At 51.9% G+C, this 18,406-nt stretch carries 15 protein-coding genes and 1 other RNA gene; 13 read left to right on the forward strand and 3 right to left on the reverse strand.

Annotated elements, in window-relative coordinates:
* From LK536_RS50145 to LK536_RS50155, 3 genes are read left to right on the forward strand one after another with little or no spacing between them, the layout of a single operon-like run.
* Complete coding sequence (locus tag LK536_RS50145; RefSeq protein WP_025484755.1) at positions 1–987, forward strand: ABC transporter permease; 987 nt, start codon at positions 1–3, stop codon at positions 985–987.
* Positions 956–1,906 (forward strand): nucleoside hydrolase, encoded by a 951-nt coding sequence (locus LK536_RS50150; protein ID WP_008726554.1) that lies wholly within the window; start codon positions 956–958, stop codon positions 1,904–1,906. The genes LK536_RS50145 and LK536_RS50150 overlap by 32 nt, the downstream gene beginning before the upstream one ends.
* Positions 1,903–2,637 (forward strand): sulfite exporter TauE/SafE family protein, encoded by a 735-nt coding sequence (locus LK536_RS50155; protein WP_008726552.1) that lies wholly within the window; start codon positions 1,903–1,905, stop codon positions 2,635–2,637. The genes LK536_RS50150 and LK536_RS50155 overlap by 4 nt, the downstream gene beginning before the upstream one ends.
* A gap of 14 nt (positions 2,638–2,651) precedes the next feature.
* On the opposite strand, the gene LK536_RS50160 is transcribed toward LK536_RS50155, so the two are convergent.
* Positions 2,652–3,539, reverse strand: a complete 888-nt coding sequence (locus tag LK536_RS50160) for a LysR family transcriptional regulator (RefSeq protein ID WP_025484757.1) — start codon at positions 3,537–3,539, stop codon at positions 2,652–2,654.
* A gap of 105 nt (positions 3,540–3,644) precedes the next feature.
* Here LK536_RS50160 and LK536_RS50165 point away from each other — a divergent pair, with 105 nt between their 5' ends.
* Positions 3,645–4,520 (forward strand): amidohydrolase family protein, encoded by an 876-nt coding sequence (locus LK536_RS50165; RefSeq protein WP_008726548.1) that lies wholly within the window; start codon positions 3,645–3,647, stop codon positions 4,518–4,520.
* A 70-nt stretch (positions 4,521–4,590) separates the two neighbouring features.
* Here LK536_RS50165 and nagB read toward each other — a convergent pair whose 3' ends face one another.
* Positions 4,591–5,316 carry a glucosamine-6-phosphate deaminase gene (gene nagB / locus LK536_RS50170; RefSeq protein ID WP_008726547.1) on the reverse strand — a complete coding sequence of 242 codons (726 nt, stop codon included), beginning with the start codon at positions 5,314–5,316 and terminating at the stop codon, positions 4,591–4,593.
* 361 nt (positions 5,317–5,677) lie between these two features.
* Between nagB and LK536_RS50175 the strand changes: the two genes are divergently transcribed.
* Entirely contained in the window at positions 5,678–8,743 is a 3,066-nt protein-coding gene (locus LK536_RS50175) for a DUF6128 domain-containing protein (RefSeq protein WP_227796588.1), read from the forward strand.
* Positions 8,744–8,751: 8 nt separating this feature from the next.
* Here LK536_RS50175 and LK536_RS50180 read toward each other — a convergent pair whose 3' ends face one another.
* Positions 8,752–9,450: an anaerobic ribonucleoside-triphosphate reductase activating protein gene (locus LK536_RS50180; protein WP_008726542.1), complete on the reverse strand. Its 699-nt coding sequence runs from the start codon at positions 9,448–9,450 to the stop codon at positions 8,752–8,754.
* Between the two features lie 97 nt (positions 9,451–9,547).
* On the opposite strand from LK536_RS50180, the gene tadA reads away from it, so the two are divergent.
* From tadA to LK536_RS50220, 8 genes are all read left to right on the forward strand, one after another.
* The gene (gene tadA / locus LK536_RS50185; protein ID WP_008726540.1) at positions 9,548–10,156 is read left to right on the forward strand and encodes a tRNA adenosine(34) deaminase TadA; all 609 of its coding nucleotides are present in this window, start codon (positions 9,548–9,550) and stop codon (positions 10,154–10,156) included.
* Between the two features lie 18 nt (positions 10,157–10,174).
* Positions 10,175–11,149 (forward strand): Gfo/Idh/MocA family protein, encoded by a 975-nt coding sequence (locus tag LK536_RS50190; RefSeq protein ID WP_329602256.1) that lies wholly within the window; start codon positions 10,175–10,177, stop codon positions 11,147–11,149.
* A 151-nt stretch (positions 11,150–11,300) separates the two neighbouring features.
* Positions 11,301–11,562, forward strand: an RNA gene (gene ffs / locus LK536_RS50195) — signal recognition particle sRNA large type.
* Between the two features lie 192 nt (positions 11,563–11,754).
* Positions 11,755–12,834: a 6-phosphofructokinase gene (locus LK536_RS50200; protein WP_008726537.1), complete on the forward strand. Its 1,080-nt coding sequence runs from the start codon at positions 11,755–11,757 to the stop codon at positions 12,832–12,834.
* 24 nt (positions 12,835–12,858) lie between these two features.
* Positions 12,859–14,508 carry a DNA polymerase III subunit gamma/tau gene (gene dnaX, locus LK536_RS50205; RefSeq protein ID WP_227796589.1) on the forward strand — a complete coding sequence of 550 codons (1,650 nt, stop codon included), beginning with the start codon at positions 12,859–12,861 and terminating at the stop codon, positions 14,506–14,508.
* 37 nt (positions 14,509–14,545) lie between these two features.
* Positions 14,546–14,902 carry a YbaB/EbfC family nucleoid-associated protein gene (locus tag LK536_RS50210; RefSeq protein WP_008726535.1) on the forward strand — a complete coding sequence of 119 codons (357 nt, stop codon included), beginning with the start codon at positions 14,546–14,548 and terminating at the stop codon, positions 14,900–14,902.
* Positions 14,902–15,498: a recombination mediator RecR gene (gene recR / locus LK536_RS50215; protein WP_008726534.1), complete on the forward strand. Its 597-nt coding sequence runs from the start codon at positions 14,902–14,904 to the stop codon at positions 15,496–15,498. Before LK536_RS50210 ends, recR begins: the two co-directional genes overlap by 1 nt.
* An 88-nt stretch (positions 15,499–15,586) precedes the next feature.
* Positions 15,587–18,337, forward strand: coding sequence for a hypothetical protein (locus tag LK536_RS50220; protein ID WP_227796590.1), 2,751 nt, complete (start codon positions 15,587–15,589; stop codon positions 18,335–18,337).
* Positions 18,338–18,406 lie beyond the last annotated feature (69 nt).

The raw sequence follows: 18,406 nt of genomic DNA on the forward strand, positions 1-18,406 counted from the left end.
ATGGGTATATTGCAGAATTTCCTGACAACCGGTTTTTTCTATACCATTATCCGTGTTTCCACGCCCCTTATCTTTGCCAGCCTGTCCTCCCTGATTGCCAGAAAGGGCGGCGTGACCAACATTACCATAGACAGCACCATGATCATGTCCGCCTTAACAGGAGTGCTGGTCAGCGCGTATACAAAAAACATATGGCTGGCCCTTATCTGCGGGATGGCGGTAGGCGTGGTCATGGGAATCTTCATGGGATATTTCCATATCATGATGAATACCAACATGATACTGACAGGCGTGGCCATCAACACCTTTACCTCAGGCGCCGCCGTGATGATCCTGTATGCCTTTACCGGGGATAAGGGTTCCTCGTCCATGGTCAAGAGCATGGGGATTCCCAGTATAGACATACCCATCATCCGCAGCATACCCGTACTGGGGGATATCCTGTCGGGGCATAACGTATTTACATATGTTGCATTCGTCCTGGTCATCGTGGTCTGGTTCCTGATGTACCGGATGCCCCTGGGACTCAGGATCCGGGCAGTGGGGGAAAACAGCAGTGCCGCCAGGTCCGTGGGGGAGAACCCTACAAAAGTAAAGCTGATTGCCCTGGGACTCAGCGGCCTCTTCGCATCCCTTGGAGGAATGTACCTGTCCATGGGCAACATGCAGGTTTTCATCGTAAATATGACGGCCGGACGTGGCTTCATCGGTGTGGCCGCGGATGCAATGGGGCGCGGCAACCCCATAGGGGCCATGATTGCTTCCCTGTTATTCGGAAGCGCCAACGCAGTGGCCAATGTGCTGCAGATTAATTCATTTTCTTCAGATGTTGTGATGGCCATACCGTATGTTGTATCCATTGCCGGTATCATCATCTACTCAGCCCATGAACAGCAGGTAAAAGAGAAACGGATCAGGAAGGAAATCATGGAAGCGGAAAGAGAGGAAAAGACCTATGGAAAAAGTTCCGGTAATCATAGACTGTGATCCGGGCCACGATGATATGGTGGCATTGGTCCTGGCGCTTGGAAGCCAGCGGCTGGACGTAAAAGCAATCACCAACGTGGCGGGCAATAAGGTGATGGAAAAGGTGGTGAAAAACACCCTTAATATCCTTAATTACTGCGGGGCAGAATGTATCGTGGCCCCGGGGGCCAGCCGCCCTATTGTTCGGGCTTATACAAGAACGGACTCAGAAGGCTGCCATGGGGTCAGCGGCCTGGACGGTTTTGACTTTCCCCGGGATAATCCGTTAAAGCCATCGGACCGTAAGGCGGTGGAGGTGATGGCGGAAATACTCAGGAGCAGCAAGGAAAAGGTGGTGTTGATCGGCACCGGACCCCTTACCAACCTGGGGCTGTTAATCCGCACATTCCCTGAGCTGTGCGAGGAAAAGGTACGGGGAATCTCCCTTATGGGCGGCACCTGCCATTTCATCCTGACCAGGCCCTTCATGGAATTCAATACATATCTGGACGCCGAGGCAACGAAGATAGTATTTGAGAGCGGCCTGCCCATTACCATGTACGGCTATGACGTTACATACAGGACGCTGTTCGGGCAGGATTTCCTGGATTCCCTGAAGGCTCTTGGCAACAGGACCGGACTCATGATGTCCAGCCTGCTTCAGGAGTTCTGGAACATGCACAACCGGGTGTGGATTGACCTGGGAGGGTGCCCTGTCCACGATGCATGCGCGGTGGCGGGTATCATCGACCCTTCCGTCGTAACCAAAAGCGAGAGGATGTATGTGGAGATTCCCACGGAACCAGGTCCCTTATCCGGCGCAACCATCTGCGACTACGCCCACCGTTCCGGAAAACCGGAGAATGTGGAAGTGGTATTTGAAATGGACAATGAAAAATTCTTCCGGATGATACTGGACTCGGCAGGGGCGCTGGCATGAGTGATCCGTTTCTTTTCCTCTGTTATGTGTCCATATTATTTGCATCCAATGTGCTGGGGGCAGTGGGGGGATTTGGGGCCGGAATGATAAGCATTCCCTTCCTGACCCAGCTGTTTGACGCAAAGGCAGTCATCATGGCCTCCACCATGACCTGTATCTTAAACCTCTTCATTGCAGTGAAAAATTGGAGATATGTGGACCTTAAGCGGCTTACCCGGATCCTGTTGTACATGTGCATAGGACTTCCCATAGGCGTATACGGCCTGAAGATGATAGATGTGGATGCGTTAAAACGCCTTTTAGGCGGCTTCATGCTGGTCATAGGCGGATATGGGATCCTGAAGCTGAGGATACCCCGGGCTGCCGGGAAACATCTTCCGGCCTGGGCCTTAAGGGGATGCCTGATTGCAGGGGGAATCGTCCAGGGGGCCATATCCTCAGGAGGAAGCCTGGTACTTTTATATGCGCAGCAGGAATTGGAGGAGAAAAATGGATTCCGGGCCACCATGGCCCTCCTATGGACGGTTGTCAGCCTGATTACGGTATTCCAGTATATGCTGATGGGAACCCTGAACCGGGAATCCCTCCGGCTGTTCGCAGCGGGCGTGATTCCTGTGCTGTCCGGGATTTTTGTGGGAGGAAGGCTTTGCAGGCGCCTGAGCCAGCGGTCATTTGCATATGTAATTAATATACTGATCCTATCTGCAGGAATGATTTCCCTGTGCAGGTAAAGACATTCCCGGATTCAGCCGGGAAGTGTCACTTCCAGGTCCCGGCATATTTCCTTCAGGTCTAAAAGGGCATTGGTGAAGAACTTATTCTTGTGGTACACCATATAAAACTTCCTTGACAGCGGACCGCCTTCAAGGGCTACCTCCACCAGGGAGCCATCCTTTAGTTCCTGTTCCACAATCCTTCTGGAGATGACGGTTATGCCGTAATTATTAATCACAGCCAGTTTGGTTGTCTCTGAATTATTGCAGAACCATGTGCTTTTTAAAATATGGTTATGGATTTCCATGAAATTAGTAAACAGTTCCGGCGTGCTGCTGGGCTCACGGGCAATGTAATTTTCCGCGCTGATTTCATCCAGGGTGGCATATCCGGTTTTTGCGAATTTATGGTCAGGGCTTACCACGAGGACCATCTCATCGTCAAGAAACGGTTCAAATATCAGGTCCGGGCTGGTGGGGAGACTTTCGACCAGCGCGATATCAAGTTCATTCCTGGCCAGGGAAGGCCCCAGATAGTCCGGCGTGTTGATGGATACCCGCACCTCGGCCTGAGGGTAATAGGATTGGAATTCATGAAGTATATGGTTCATCAGACAGGTGCCGATGGTAATGGTGGCCCCAATCTTGACTTCCGTATACGCGGTCGTATCATTCATCTGCTGTTCCAGTTCGCTGAACAGTGAGAGGATATGCTTTGCATAAAAAAGAAACTGGCTTCCGGCCGGTGTGATATAGATTTTTTTGGACAGCCGCTCAAAAAGCCGCACATTATAATGATTCTCAAGTTCAGAGATGGCCTGGCTTATGGCTGGCTGCGCAATATAAAGCTGCTTTGCCGCCGCGTGCATGTTAAGGGATTCGGCCACGGCAACAAAGATGCGGAGATGGCGGAGGGTCATGGTCTGCTCCTTTCCGGTGATTGATAAGTAATGGCATATTATCTATATCAATATAATAATCTTTTTTATTAATTATATCAATGCTAAAACAAGGGGGAGTTTAGGATGGTAATTGATTTTAGGACAAGGCCTCCGTATAAGAGTTTTGTCACAAAGGGAAACTTCTTTCCCAGGCCCATGGAAGATGATTTTGAAAGGCCGGAAGATGTGCCGGGGATTTACAGGGACAGCATAGGAATCGAATCAGCCCGGCATGGGGATTTCCAGTTATACATGGATGAACTGTCAGGATCCGGGATTGACATGCAGGTGGTGCAGGGGAGGAAGGTGCGCCCGGGCATGGCGACCGTGGACAATGAGGATGTGTGCCGCCTTCAGATGCAGTATCCAAAACAGTTCATATCATTTCCCGCAGTGGACCCCGCGGATGTGGAGGGGGCTGTGGCTGAGATTGAATATTATGTTAAGACATATGGGATTAAGGGGATTGCCATGGAGCCGGGATGGTCCATGCCCCCGGTCTACGTGGATGACCGGAAACTGGACCCGGTTTACGCTGCCTGTGAGGAACACGGCCTGATATGCGCATTTACATTAAGTGTCCTGGCAGGGGAGGATCTGTCATACTGCAATCCCATTGCGGTGCAGCACGCGGCCCTTCGTTTTCCCAGGGTTTCGTTCACGGTATCCCATGGCTGCTGGCCCTTTGTGGAGGAATTCCTCGGAACCGCCCTGCAGTGCATGAACGTATACTGCTATCCGGATTTTTTCTGTAACCTGCCCAACATGCCCTTTGCGGACCAGTTCGTGCGGGCGGCCAATTCATTCATGCGCTACCGGATGATGTTTGCCACCAGTTACCCGGTCAGGCCCTTAAAGCAGAGTCTGGAACAGTTCAGGGCGCTGCCCTTTGAACCGGAGGTACTTGAACTGCTTCTGCATGAAAATGCAGAAAGGCTGTTAGGATTAAAGGAAAGTTAACCATACTGCATATAAAAAGGGGATACTGTATATAAAAGGGGACTGCCTGGCGGCAATCCCCTTTCAGCAATTATAATTTAGCCATAGCAGCTTCGTCCGCAACCACAATCACATCGCTATGTAACTGCAGGATGGAAGCAGGAACCTCTGGTGTAACAGGTCCGCAGAGTACGTCATGAAGGATCTGTGCCTTGTCTGCACCGCTTACCACAAGAAGGATCTTACGGGCCTTCATGATGGTTCCGATACCCATGGTATAAGCCTGCTTCGGCACGTCGTCAATGGAAGCAAAGAAGCGCTTGTTGGCTTCGATGGTGCTCTGGGTCAGGTCTACGCAGTGTGTGGTCTGGGCGAAATCCTTATCCGGTTCATTAAAACCAATGTGGCCGTTGTGTCCAAGGCCCAGCAGCTGAAGGTCAACGCCGCCGTAAGCTTCAATCACTTTCTCATACCGGGAGCACTCTTTATCGCTGTCAGGTTCTGTTCCGTCCGGGACGTTGGTATTCTCCATGTTAATATTAATGTGCTTGAAAAGGTTGTTATACATGAAATAGTAGTAACTCTGGTCATTATCCCTTGTCAGGCCCCTGTATTCATCCAGGTTCACGCTCCTTGTCTCAGAGAAGTCCAGGTCGCCCTTGTTGTACCATTCAATCAGCTGCTTGTAGGTGCCGATTGGGGTGGAGCCGGTTGCCAGTCCAAGTACGCAGTCAGGTTTTAAAAGGACCTGTGCGGAGATGATGTTGGCTGCCTTGCGGCTCAAGTCGTCATAATCTTTTGCTTTGATGATTCTCATAATAATTGCCACCTTTCCATACATTAATAATAGTTGCGGATGTCCGCCTGCCGCTGGATGTGTCTGAAAATCCGTGTCTGAAAATCCATTCCCTCCATCTGCCCTGAGGATTTACCAAAGGTATCCCCTTAGGGTAAAGTGGGATGCACGGCTGACGGAAAGCAGTTTTCAAACACGCCTCAGGATAAAACATGCCTAAGAAAACGTCCGGACATCAACTTGGAAAAAATTTTTATTTCTGTTTAAATATAGGATAACATTTTCCTAACATACTTTCAAGGGGTAATTGCATAAAATATTTATAAAAGCAGATAGGCCGTTTTCGGGGCAGCTGCAGACTATGGGTGCGAGGAGTGAAAATATGACCAATTATCGGAGATTGATATCTTATATCTATGCCTACGAAGGGGAAGTCAAGGGCAAAAATATCGGGTTTGCCAAGCTGGAGTCCAGGAACGGGCAGTGCAAGCTCAGCGTAAATGTGAAGAAAGTCTACGTGGGAAGCAGCGACCTTGGGGTTTATCTGCTGGCTCCAGGCAAGGAGATACTGCTGGGCAATATATTCATCAGGGGTGGTTCCGGGGAATTCAGGGCAGTGGTTTCCGTGGAAAATGCTGCCGACTCCGGATACAGCATGGACCACTGCTACGGCCTGACCATCCATGAAGCAGACGATTCATGGCGCGCATATACAACTATCTGGGAGGACGCCGTTGCCCATGCGGCAGAGGTGGAATTGGCGGACGTGACCTCAGGCAGGCTGGGGGATGCCGAGCAGCAGATACATAAAAAGGTGGAGGAACTGGCCAGGGAGATTGGCGATAAGAAGATTCCCCTTCTGGAGTCATCCAGAAACATGGAAACGGTTGTCAGCGGAAAAACGGATGTTCCGGGCGCAGGCGGTAAGGAGAAGGCTGGGACTAGGACGGATGAATTGCAGATGGCTGGCGCTGATGATGTGCAGATGACTGGCGCTGGGGCTGATGATGTGCAGATGGCTGGCGCTGGGGCTGGTGATGTGCAGATGGCTGGCGCTGAATCTGTGGACATGGAACTGGCTGAGGGGACGGACGGGATGGAATCCCTGGATGGAGCGGTGTCTGGTGCCGGATTCGCAGGAGAGGAGTTGGCTGGTGCCGGAACCGCAGGAGAGGTACCTTTGTATGGGGAGAGGCCTGGTGTAAAAGCTATGGGAGCAGGGCTGGCGGATGCGGAATCTCTGTATGGGAAGAGGCCTGGTGCGGAATCCTCAGGCGTAGGACTGGCGGATGAGGGATTTGCGGGGCAGGAACTGTGTGATACAGAATCGGCAGGTGAGGAGCCTGCGGACGTGGCGACGGCTGGTGTGGGGTCTGCGGACGTGGCGATGTCGGGTACAAAACCTGAAGATGTGATGATGACTGGGGAATCCACAGACACGGAATCCGCGGATGTGGAACTGACTGGAACGGACATTGCAGATATGGAAGGAACTGATACAGGATTCTGCGGCGCAGAGGCAGATGGAACGCAGATAAGCGGCGGACGTGCAGACATAAACTTTGGAGATAACAAGCAGGTTAGCCAGGAACTGTCGGGTGAAATTCCAAGCGGTACCGCATTATCCGCAGGGACCGGGGCCATATTGGGAGAGGCAGTGCCAATGTCTGGTACCGGGGATTGTGATAGTCAGTCAGACGGACAGCAGTATGACCAGCAGGATAACCAGCTGTACGGTCAGACCACGGGCCGGCAAAACAGCCGTACATATGGCCAGACGGCGAGGTGGCAGAATAATCAGCCATATGGTGGGACTCGGGGTCAGCAGAATGGCTGCGTATATAACCGTATTCCGGGTCGGCAGGATGACCGCGCATATAGCCCTATTCCGGGTCAGCAGAATAGCCGTATGGATAGTCAAGGACCCAGACGGCAATATGGTAATCCATATATCCAGGAAGGTAATCCACAGCCGGATTGGTCTGGGGAAAATACGGTTCAGGATGATGGACTGCCTGTATGGGGTGAGTCTGCCATGGGGACAGAAGCAGGAGCCGGATGCACGGAGAACCCGGATAATCAATGGTACCCGGATGGGGATACACAATCAGAAAACAATATGGGAAAATATGATGCTGCACAGCCTGAAATGGGAATGCAGCCAGATGTGGATAGGACTCAGATGTCTAATGGACAGACACGGACATGGCCTAGGGCAGGAGAGCGGATGAATATGGATGATTGGCCGGATTCCGGTACTCCGGGACAGCGTGAGGCGCTTCGGAGAGCAGGCCGTTATCCACGGGCCAATATCACTGTAAGGCAGAATGGACAGGGAGCGGCGCAGACACCAACATGGACTCCGGCGCCCTCTGATATGAATGCTCCCAATCAGGCATCGGTGCCGTCAGACAGGAATGTTCCAGACCGGGCAGCGGTGCCGTCAGACAGGAATGTTCCAAACCGGGCATCGGTGCCGTCAGACAGGAATGTTCCAGACCGGGCAGCGATGCCGTCAGATATGAATGCTCCAAGCCAGACCGGGATGCCGTCTGATTCAAATATTCCAAACCAGTCCGCCATGCGCCCCGATACCAATATATCAGCAGGGAGTCCTGTTGCGGCAGATACCGATGTCCCGGTCCGCCCTGCCGTTCCAAACTGCCCCAACATGCAGAACCGAAGGGGAATGCAGCCCAGACAGAATATGAGATTCCATCGGGGAATGCCGCAAAGAGGTATTGCACAGCCGGAAGCGGAATCCGCTCCCCGGCAGTATAGAGAATCTGCCCCAAATGCAATGGATGGCCAGCCGGAGACACAGAATGCCCCGGCGGTTAACGCCCCGTTGACTAATACCACTGGGAGCAATGTTCCAGAAAGTAATGTCTCAGAGAACAATGTCTCAGAAAGCAATGTTTCAGAAGGCAATGCCTCAGAAGGTAATGCTTCAGGATATAACTCCCCCCAGGGCAATGCTCCCCAGGACAATGCCCTCCAGGAAGACATACTTCTGGGAAATCCCCAGGATCTTCAGCGGCTGGAACAGGAGGAACAGGAAGACATAGGTCCACATAAGCTTTGGGAAGGATTCCGTAAGCGTTATCCCAAGATACAGGCATTCGACAGCACCAGCGGATGTGAGATACTTACCATCAAACCCCAGGATATCGGCCTTTTGCCAAGGGAAAACTGGAATTATGGAAATAACAGCTTCCTGCTTCACGGTTATTATAATTACCGTTATCTGATACTTGCACGTATCGGGAAGGAAGAACAGGGCAGGGTCCGCTATATTTTAGGAGTTCCGGGCCATTATTACAGCAATGAAAAATACATGGCGTCCATGTTCGGTTTCCCTCATTTTGTACTGTCGAAAAAACAGCCGTCACAGGACGGCCGCTTCGGATATTGGTATGCAGATGTAAGGATGGATAATCAGGATTAAAACACGTCCTAATAATCAATCCCGCGCAGGGACACCTGACCCACATAAGGACGGACCAGGTCCGCGAAAACCAGCATTTCATCTTTGGTAAAATCAGAATACACACCCGGAACCAGTACCTGTCCGGATTCCGTGAAACACTGCAGGTAATACCTGCGGCAGCCTTTGATCCACGGCCCGATATTGCTGAAATCATCAGCAGTATGAAGGCCGCGGACAACGGTTGTCCGGAATTCATAAGGTACGCTGCCGGACAAAAGGAAATCAATGCTCTCATCTATGTATTCCATATGCAGCCCCTGGACGCCGCAGACCTTCCCATAATTATCCCTGGAAGCCTTAATGTCCATGGCCACAAAATCCAGCAGTCCTTTCTGGCACAGATCCTTCAGCAGTCCGGGTCTGTATCCATTGGTATCCAGCTTTACTGCCAGCCCCATGGACCGGATGCGCCGGATGAAATCCTCCAGATCAGGCTGCAGGGTCGGCTCCCCGCCCGTAATACAGACTCCCTCCAGTATTCCCCTGCGCTTATGTAAGAAATCAAATATCTCTTCCTCTGTATAATCTTCCCCGGCCCCGCTGTCCAGCAGTTCGCTGTTGTGACAGAACGGACATCGGAAATTGCATCCCCCTGTAAATATTGTACAGGCCACACGCTCCGGGAAATCCAGCAGTGTGGTCTTTTGCAGTCCACATATTTTCATGATATAATAAACCCATCCCTTTTCATTTTAAGACTTGTCTTATATAATGAAAAAGTATAACATAATCAGAGTTGAAAAAAAAGAGGAAGCACTGTCTATGGAAACAGATAAAATAAATCAGGCCCAACAGGACCAGGCATGCACACAGCAGCAGAAAGGGGAGCTGACCAGACGCAGGAACTGGGAAAAGAGGATGGAGCAGAAGCGTCTTGCAGCCATTAAGGCAGAGGAGGAGGAGCGGGAACAGCAGAGGGCGGACGAAGGGTTCATGGGTGAGGCAATCCGTCAGGCCCATAAGGCCGCAGCGCTTGGGGATGTGCCCATAGGATGCGTGATTGTCCGCCAGGGACAGATCATCGCCAGGGGATATAACCGCAGGAATGCAGATAAGAGCGTATTGTCCCACGCAGAAATCATTTCCATAAAAAGGGCATGTAAAAAGCTGGGTGACTGGCGGCTGGAAGACTGCACCATGTATGTTACCCTGGAACCATGTCCCATGTGCTCCGGCGCCATTGTCCAGGCCAGGATCCCGCGGGTGGTGATAGGCTGCATGAATGCCAAGGCAGGATGCGCTGGGTCGGTGCTGGATCTCCTGCATGAACCTGGGTTTAACCATCAGGTGGACACGCGCGCAGGTGTCCTGGGGGAGGAATGTTCCGGGATGATGAAGGAGTTTTTCAGAAAAATCAGGGAAGGCAGATAAAGGCCGGGAGGGAATCAGATGCTGAAGATAGGAATCATGGGTCTTGGTAAGATTGCAGGTAAGATGGTGCGTACCGCACAGGGGATGGAAGATGTATGCATACATGCCGTTGGTTCGCGCTCCCTGGAGCGGGCAGGGAGGTTTGCCGGAGAGCATGGAATCGGCAGGGCATATGGCTCATACGAGGAACTGGCCGCGGACAGCGAGGTTGACCTGATATATGTGGCAACACCCCATTCCCGCCATTATGAAGACATGAAGCTGTGCATTGGACACAGGAAAAATGTCCTGTGCGAAAAGGCATTTACCCTCAACGCCCCTCAGGCCCGGGAAGTGCTGGCCATGGCCCGGCAGGCGGGCGTGCTGTGTACGGAGGGAATCTGGACCAGATACCTGCCGTCCAGGAAGATGATTTCTGATATCATAAGCAGCGGGGCCATTGGAACGCCCGTTTCGCTGACAGCCAATCTGGGGTATGAGCTGACCGGGGTGGAACGGCTGATGAATCCGTCCCTGGGAGGCGGCGCCCTTTTGGATGTGGGTGTTTATGCAATTAATTTTGCCCTGATGGTTTTTGGGGAGGATTATGATTCCATCACCTCCGGGGCAGTATTTAACAGCCAGGGCGCAGATGTGTCGGAGGGAATCACCATTACATGGAGCGACGGCAGGCTTGCAGTACTGCATGCCACGGTCCTGGCTAATACGGACCGCCAGGGCACGGTCTTCGGGGACAAGGGTTTTCTGGTAATACATGATGTGAATAACTGTGCGCAGATTGACATATATGATATGGACCGGAAACTGGTGGAAAGCCATAAGACCCCGGAACAGATTACCGGATTTGAGTATGAGGTGGATGCATGCCGCAGGGCGATTGGGAGCGGAAGCACGGAGTGTCCCCAGATGCCTCATGCCTCTACCGTCCGTGTCATGGAGATGATGGACACAATCAGAGGCCAGTGGGGATACCGGTATCCCTGTGAAATGTGATAGGGGGCCAGGGAATCCTGTGTGATAGGAAGCCGGGCAATTCCCGCCCCTTGACAAAACCCCGCCCACAAGTTATACTTAACAGGCGGTTACACACAATGCATATCATACGCATGTTTTGTGTGGAACACCCAACCAAGTCATAAAGTTTCCACGCAGCCGGGGAGATAGCGGTGCCCTGAACCTGCAATCCGCTCCAGCAGGGGTGATACCTTGCCTCGGGCAACACGTTGCGGAGCTGCCTTATGTAAGTGGCGTTGACGTTTGGGTCTTACGCAACGGGAATCTGTGAACCGTGTCAGGGCAGGAATGCAGCAGCACTAAGCGGAACCTTCCGTGTGCCGTGAGGCAGCCTGGACCGAGTTAACTGCATGAGTAACGTCCGTGGCGATTGCACAAAGCAAGGTGCGTGGAATTTAAAATGGGATATAAATCTGGAGATGACAATTGTTGCCGGCAGATTTATGTCCCATTTCTTAATATTTCTGACAGATTCGTACCTTAATTTATGCTTGCCCATGGACATCCTTTGCGTTATAATTACAAAATGGGTATAATAGAACCATTGACAAGTAAGCAATAGTTTGATATGGAGGAAGTGCAATATGAGAAGAATCGGAATGCTGACCAGCGGCGGGGACTGCCAGGCTCTGAATGCAACCATGAGAGGTGTGGCTAAATCCTTATACAACATGTTCGACGATGTGGAAATCATTGGTTTTGAAGACGGTTACAAGGGACTTATGTATGCGGATTACCAGATTATGAAATCATCTGACTTTTCAGGCATTTTGACCCAGGGCGGTACAATCCTCGGCACATCACGTCAGCCATTCAAGCAAATGCGCATTCCCGATGAAAATGGTTTGGATAAAGTAGAATCCATGAAACATACCTATAAAAAGCTGAAGCTGGACTGCCTGGTGGTATTAGGCGGCAACGGAAGCCAGAAGACAGCCAATATGCTCAGCGAAGAGGGACTCAACGTGGTTTCCCTTCCAAAGACAATTGATAATGACCTTTGGGGAACCGATATGACGTTCGGTTTTCAGAGCGCGGTGGATGTGGCTACCAATGCCATTGACTGCATCCACACCACGGCAGCATCCCATGGACGGGTCTTCATCGTGGAAGTCATGGGACACAAGGTGGGCTGGCTTACCCTGTATGCAGGACTGGCCGGAGGTGCTGATATCATACTTCTGCCGGAGATTCCATATGACATCAACATCATATGTGACGCGCTGACCAAACGTTCCAAGGCTGGAAAACGTTTCTCCATCCTGGCAGTGGCAGAGGGCGCCATATCCAGGGAAGAAGCCGGCATGAGCAAGAAGGAATTGAAGGAAAAAAAGAAAAACAGCATGGTATATCCCTCTGTTGCCTATGAGATTGGAGCCAGGATCCAGGAGGTCACTGGCAGCGAAGTGCGTGTAACGGTGCCGGGACACATGCAGAGGGGCGGGGAGCCCTGCGCATATGACCGGGTCCTTGCCACAAGGCTTGGGGCGGCAGCAGCCAGGCTCATAGCGGACAAGGAATACGGCTATATGGTAGCTGTTAAAAATAATGATATTACAAAAGTGCCGCTTGCAGAAGTGGCAGGGAAGTTAAAGACAGTTGATCCGGATAGCTCCATGATCCGGGAAGCCAAGATGGTGGGAATCAGCTTTGGCGACGAATAAACCATGTAACAAGGAGTAATCAGAATGTCATACACGGCGTTATACCGCAAATGGCGTCCTGTCTCATTTGAGGATGTAAAGGGACAGGACCCAATCGTGCAGACCCTGAAAAACCAGATAACGTCGGAACGAATCGGCCATGCTTACCTGTTCTGCGGAACAAGGGGCACAGGTAAGACCAGTATTGCGAAGATATTTGCCAGGGCGGTCAACTGCGAGCATCCGGTGGACGGAAGCCCATGCAATGAATGTCCTACATGTAAGGCAATCCAGTCAGGTTCATCCATGAACGTGGTGGAGATTGATGCTGCATCCAATAACGGCGTGGAGAATATCCGCGATATCCGTGACCAGGTCCAGTATCCGCCCACGGAAGGAAGGTACAGGGTCTATATTATCGATGAGGTGCATATGCTTTCAATCGGAGCATTTAACGCACTGCTTAAGACACTGGAAGAACCGCCTTCCTATGTGATTTTCATACTTGCCACAACAGAGGTGCATAAGATACCGATTACCATCCTATCCCGCTGCCAGCGCTATGACTTTAAACGGATTTCCCTGGAAACCATAGGGGACCGGTTACGGGAACTGACCCAGGCAGAGCACATTGAGGTGGAGGACCGGGCGCTGATGTATATTGCGAAGGCAGCCGACGGCTCCCTGCGTGACGGACTCAGCCTTCTGGACCAGTGCGTGGCCTTTCATTTTGGGAAGGTCCTGACCTATGACAATGCCCTGGAGGTGCTGGGCGCAGTGGATTCCAGCGTGTTCAGCCAGATGTTCGGCGCGGTTGTGGAAGGCAGGACCAAGGACTGTATCTGTACCCTGGAGGAAATCGTAATCCAGGGACGGGAACTGGGACAGTTCGTAAATGATTTCATCTGGTACATGAGGAACCTTCTCCTGATTCAGAGCGCAGATGACGCGGAAGGACTTCTGGATATGTCAGAGGAGAACTTAAAGCAGCTGAGGGAAGATGGGAAAAAGGCAGACGGCCCCACGCTGATGCGTTACATCCGGGTGTTTTCCGAACTGTCCAACCAGCTGCGCTACGCATCCCAGAAGCGGGTGCTGGTGGAGGTGGCCCTGATTAAACTGACCCGCCCGTCCATGGAACCCAATCTGGATTCCATCCTTCAGCGCCTGGCTGAACTGGAAGAACAGATGGAAGACCTGGAAGCCGGGCGCATGGCAATCCCCATGACAGCGCCGGCTTATATGGCTGCCGGCACAGGAACCACGGCAGCGGGAAGCCCTCCGGGGCCGGTTCCCCAGGCCCAGTCCGCGCAGGCTCTGGCAGAGCCTGAGGTTCCGGCGGAAAAAGTAAGCCTGCCCAAGGCCCAGCTGGAGGATTTAAAACTGGTCCGCAACGAGTGGGCCAAGATTGTCCGCAGCATAGGAGGGGGAGCCAAATCCTATCTCAGGGATACGGTGGTGGAACCCGGAGGCGAGGGATGCCTTACCATCGTGTTCATGGATTCCATGAATTACGATATGGGCAAGCGGCCCACTGTGATTGGGGAACTGGAGCGGTATGTGGAAGCCAATTATGGCAGGTCCATTTACTTTAAGACAAGGCTGGCCGGCAAGGGTGAGAGGCTGAACACCATATATATAACAGAAGAAGAGCTGGAAGATAAGATTCATATGGATATTACATATGAAGATTAATAATAATAAATAACAGATTATATAGGAGGAATACACCATGGCAAAACGTGGCGGATTTCCAGGCGGAATGCCTGGCAATATGAATAACCTTATGAAGCAGGCGCAGCGCATGCAGCGCCAGATGGAAGAGGCGACCAAGGAACTGGAGGCAAAGGAATACACAGCCACATCCGGCGGAGGCGCTGTAAGCGTGACCGTTTCCGGCAAGAAAGAGGTTGTGTCTGTGAAGTTATCCGAGGAAGTAGTGGACCCGGATGATATTGAGATGCTGGAGGATTTGATTATGGCAGCTACCAACGAGGCATTCCGCCAGATGGAAGCAGAGAGCAGCGAGGCCATGTCCAAGCTGACAGGCGGACTGGGCGGGGCATTAGGCGGAGGTCTTCCTTTCTAATGGATTATTACAGCAGTCAGATTACCAAATTAATAGAAGAGCTGTCCAAGCTTCCGGGAGTTGGCGCCAAATCGGCCCAGCGCCTGGCATTTCATATCATCAACATGCCCAAGGAGCAGGTGGAGGAACTGGCCGGAGCCATGACCGGGGCCAGGAATAATGTGCGCTACTGCAAGGAGTGCTTTACCCTTACGGATAAGGAACTGTGTCCAATCTGCAGCAGCGACAGGAGAAACCACAAGACCATCATGGTGGTTGAGAATACCAGGGATCTGGCTGCTTACGAGAAGACCGGCAAGTATGATGGTGTCTACCATGTACTTCACGGAGCCATCTCCCCGATGCTGGGAATTGGCCCAAATGATATTAAACTCAAGGAATTGATGCAGCGGCTTCAGTCCGATGTTGAAGAAGTCATCATTGCAACCAATTCCAGCCTGGAAGGTGAGACAACAGCAATGTATATCAGCAAGCTGATTAAGCCCACCGGGATTAAGGTTACCAGGATTGCCAGCGGGGTTCCCGTTGGGGGGGATTTGGAATACATAGATGAAGTAACGCTTCTTCGGGCATTGGAAGGCAGGACCGAAATCTAGTGCTGGACGGCGCAGACAGGCCAAGATGGCGCCAGTACTTGAGACAGGGATTTCCATACCGGGAACTAGCTATAGGGAGATGCAAAAGATGGATAAATACGAGTTTAACATTAAAGTTGAGCAGATAAAGAAGATGGTAAACAAAGGCGACTATGAGACAGCCATGAAGATTGCGGACACCATTGACTGGCGCAGGGTGCGCAATGTCAATATCCTGTCCATGGTAGCCACCATATACGAGAAAAATGGAGAGTACCAGGAGGCCAAGGATATCCTGCTGCTTGCATTTGAACGTGCCCCTATCGGCAAACGCCTGCTGTTTAAACTGGCGGAGCTGGCCATAAAGGAGGGCAGCACCAGGGAGGCAGAAGATTATTACAGGGAGTTCTGCGACCTGGCCCCGGATGATCCCAGGCAGTATATACTCCGGTATATGATCCTGGGGGCCAAAGGTGCGCCGGTGGAGCAGTTAATCCATACCCTGGAACAGTACTGCGGCATTGAGCTGGATGAGAAGTGGCTTTATGAGCTGGCAGAGCTGTACGCGGAAGCCGGCATGGGCGATTTGTGTATCATGGCCTGTGATAAAATCATGCTCATGTTCGGTCTGGGTAAATATGTGGAAAAGGCCATGGAGCTGAAGATACAGTTTGCCCCGCTTACCACATACCAGATGGATTTAGTGGAAAACCGGGATAAATATGAAGCAAAACTCCGGGCAGTTGAAAAAGAATACCGCATGGGTAAGCCGGTTGGAAGCCATGACGATATTCCTCAGGACGGCCGGCATAGGCATGAAGCGGAGGATGGCTATCCATCCCATGACACAGGCCGCAGGGAAGCCGCGTTTACCAGAGAGCCTGGATATGAAGAAGGATATGAAGAGGAACCTTCCTATAGCAGGGAAGTCGTATATACCAGGGAACCTGGATACGGGGAGGAGCCGGAGTATGACCCGGAGGCAGGCTATGACGAGGAAGCCGGATATGCCGGGGAAAACAGCTATGGCGCAGTAGAAGGGCATGCCGGTAACCAAGGGTACGCTGGAGAAGCCGGTTACGCGGAAGATCCGGAATATGGAGGGTACGCCGGGGAAGCAGTGTACGCTGAGGACCAGGAATATACCGGAGGAACCGGATATGCCCCTCACGAGGGGGATACCTCAGAGGCCGGATATGGATCACATGGAGGTTACGACGCCGAGTCCGGATATGAAGCACATGAAGGTTACGGTGCAGAGGCCGGATATGAAGCACATGAAGGTTACGGTGCAGAGGCCGGATATGAAGCACATGAAGGTTACGATGCAGAGGCCGGATATGAAGCACATGGAGATTACGGCGCAGAGGCAGGATACGGAGCACATGAAGGTTACGGCGCAAAGGCAGGATATGGAGTACATGAAGGCCATGGAGCAGAGGCCGGATATGCCCCACATGAAGGGGATGGCGAAGGCGCCGGGTATGCCGGAGATGATGGTGGGGAAGAGTCATATCTGCCTGAAGAAGACGGCGCATATGATGATAATGTGCAGGAATACAATGAGGAGCCCCCTGTCCATGCCCAGGTAACCATTGAGCCGGAGGAAGCCGTGACAGGGCACCAGGAGTGGATGCCGCAGGAGAACCCGGACGCAATGACGGACAAGGCTCTGAAAGCGCGTATACATGAAGCTGAAGTACAGGCCAACCTTGCCATGGAGATGTCCAGGATTTCCGGACAGGGATTTAAAAGGGAAGTGGAAATGGCCCAGACCCGTGTCCTCTCTGACATCCGCGACATCAACAAAAGTCCGGTCAGGCAGGCACATCATCTTATGATAGAGGCGGACACGCAGCAGCAGGGACTTGACCAGGCGATAGAATCCTTGAAGAAGATACACAAGGAAACAGGGGCAAAAAACCAGGCTGCTAAAATCACAGGAGAGAAAATCAACAGCAAGGGCGTCTTCAATATCTCCGATAAGCTCACAGGCAAGGACCTGATAATTGAGGGCGCAGGCGATATGACGGAATCCATCCTTCAGGAACTTAACCAGCTTATGGCAAGGGATGAAACCGGAATGAATGTGGTCCTGATTGACACGGCAGAGCGTCTGGCAGGCCTGCACAGGATATATCCCGGGCTGGCAAAACGGTTTGAGTATATCGGGACATCCATGCCGCCTAAGGAAAATGAATATGAGGCACCGAAAGAGGACAAGCGCCCGGTAAGGCAGGTGCAGGTGAAGCGGCAGGACAAGCCGCAGCCGGCCGTACGCACCACGGAGCGGCCGCATCCGGCGCAGGAGGAGATGAAACCTGCTGAACAGGAACAGCAGCCCCGCCAGCAGCCGGTCCAGGAAATGATTAAGCCTGAAAGAAGACCTGAACAGCAGAAACCGGTTACCAGAATGCCGCAGCCCCAGGCTGATCCGGTACAGAAGGAAAAGGCAGCTGAAACAGGCAAGAAGATGAATCAGACAGTCCCTGCATCTGTTAAGAGGGATGCGGCAATTCCTGTCCCGGTCAAGAAAGTACCGGACCCTGTTATTCCTGAGGAAGAGGAAATTCCTGATGATGAGGAGATGGATATCGATGAATTCGCCAAGTATGCATGCGAATATGCTGGCGACATTGACTGCAGCATTTCCGGAAAGAGCATGCTTGCCCTTTATGAGCGGATTGAAATCATGGAAGAGGACGGAATCCCTCTTACAAGGGTCAATGCAGAAGACCTTATCGAGGAAGCGGCTGATAAAGCAGAAAACCCCTCCTTCTTCAAACGTTTGACAGGTATATTCTCATCCAAGTATGATAAGGATGGACTTCTTATATTGAAAGAGGAGCATTTAGTGTGAAAGAAAGTAGAGGAAAACCATAAATGGACGCACTTAAATAAGCTGTCTAAGGCAGGCAACTTTTTGAAG

Source organism: Clostridium pacaense (genome assembly GCF_020709765.2).
Taxonomy (GTDB): Bacteria; Bacillota; Clostridia; order Lachnospirales; family Lachnospiraceae; genus Enterocloster; species Enterocloster hominis.

What these genes read in the sequence shown, in the direction of transcription:
- LK536_RS50145 (WP_025484755.1), top strand. Translation starts at nt 1, where the DNA reads ATGGGTATATTGCAGAATTTCCTGACAACCGGTTTTTTCTATACCATT.
- LK536_RS50150 (WP_008726554.1), top strand. Translation starts at nt 956, where the DNA reads ATGGAAAAAGTTCCGGTAATCATAGACTGTGATCCGGGCCACGATGAT.
- LK536_RS50155 (WP_008726552.1), top strand. Translation starts at nt 1,903, where the DNA reads ATGAGTGATCCGTTTCTTTTCCTCTGTTATGTGTCCATATTATTTGCA.
- LK536_RS50160 (WP_025484757.1), bottom strand. Translation starts at nt 3,539, where the DNA reads ATGACCCTCCGCCATCTCCGCATCTTTGTTGCCGTGGCCGAATCCCTT.
- LK536_RS50165 (WP_008726548.1), top strand. Translation starts at nt 3,645, where the DNA reads ATGGTAATTGATTTTAGGACAAGGCCTCCGTATAAGAGTTTTGTCACA.
- nagB (WP_008726547.1), bottom strand. Translation starts at nt 5,316, where the DNA reads ATGAGAATCATCAAAGCAAAAGATTATGACGACTTGAGCCGCAAGGCA.
- LK536_RS50175 (WP_227796588.1), top strand. Translation starts at nt 5,678, where the DNA reads ATGACCAATTATCGGAGATTGATATCTTATATCTATGCCTACGAAGGG.
- LK536_RS50180 (WP_008726542.1), bottom strand. Translation starts at nt 9,450, where the DNA reads ATGAAAATATGTGGACTGCAAAAGACCACACTGCTGGATTTCCCGGAG.
- tadA (WP_008726540.1), top strand. Translation starts at nt 9,548, where the DNA reads ATGGAAACAGATAAAATAAATCAGGCCCAACAGGACCAGGCATGCACA.
- LK536_RS50190 (WP_329602256.1), top strand. Translation starts at nt 10,175, where the DNA reads ATGCTGAAGATAGGAATCATGGGTCTTGGTAAGATTGCAGGTAAGATG.
- LK536_RS50200 (WP_008726537.1), top strand. Translation starts at nt 11,755, where the DNA reads ATGAGAAGAATCGGAATGCTGACCAGCGGCGGGGACTGCCAGGCTCTG.
- dnaX (WP_227796589.1), top strand. Translation starts at nt 12,859, where the DNA reads ATGTCATACACGGCGTTATACCGCAAATGGCGTCCTGTCTCATTTGAG.
- LK536_RS50210 (WP_008726535.1), top strand. Translation starts at nt 14,546, where the DNA reads ATGGCAAAACGTGGCGGATTTCCAGGCGGAATGCCTGGCAATATGAAT.
- recR (WP_008726534.1), top strand. Translation starts at nt 14,902, where the DNA reads ATGGATTATTACAGCAGTCAGATTACCAAATTAATAGAAGAGCTGTCC.
- LK536_RS50220 (WP_227796590.1), top strand. Translation starts at nt 15,587, where the DNA reads ATGGATAAATACGAGTTTAACATTAAAGTTGAGCAGATAAAGAAGATG.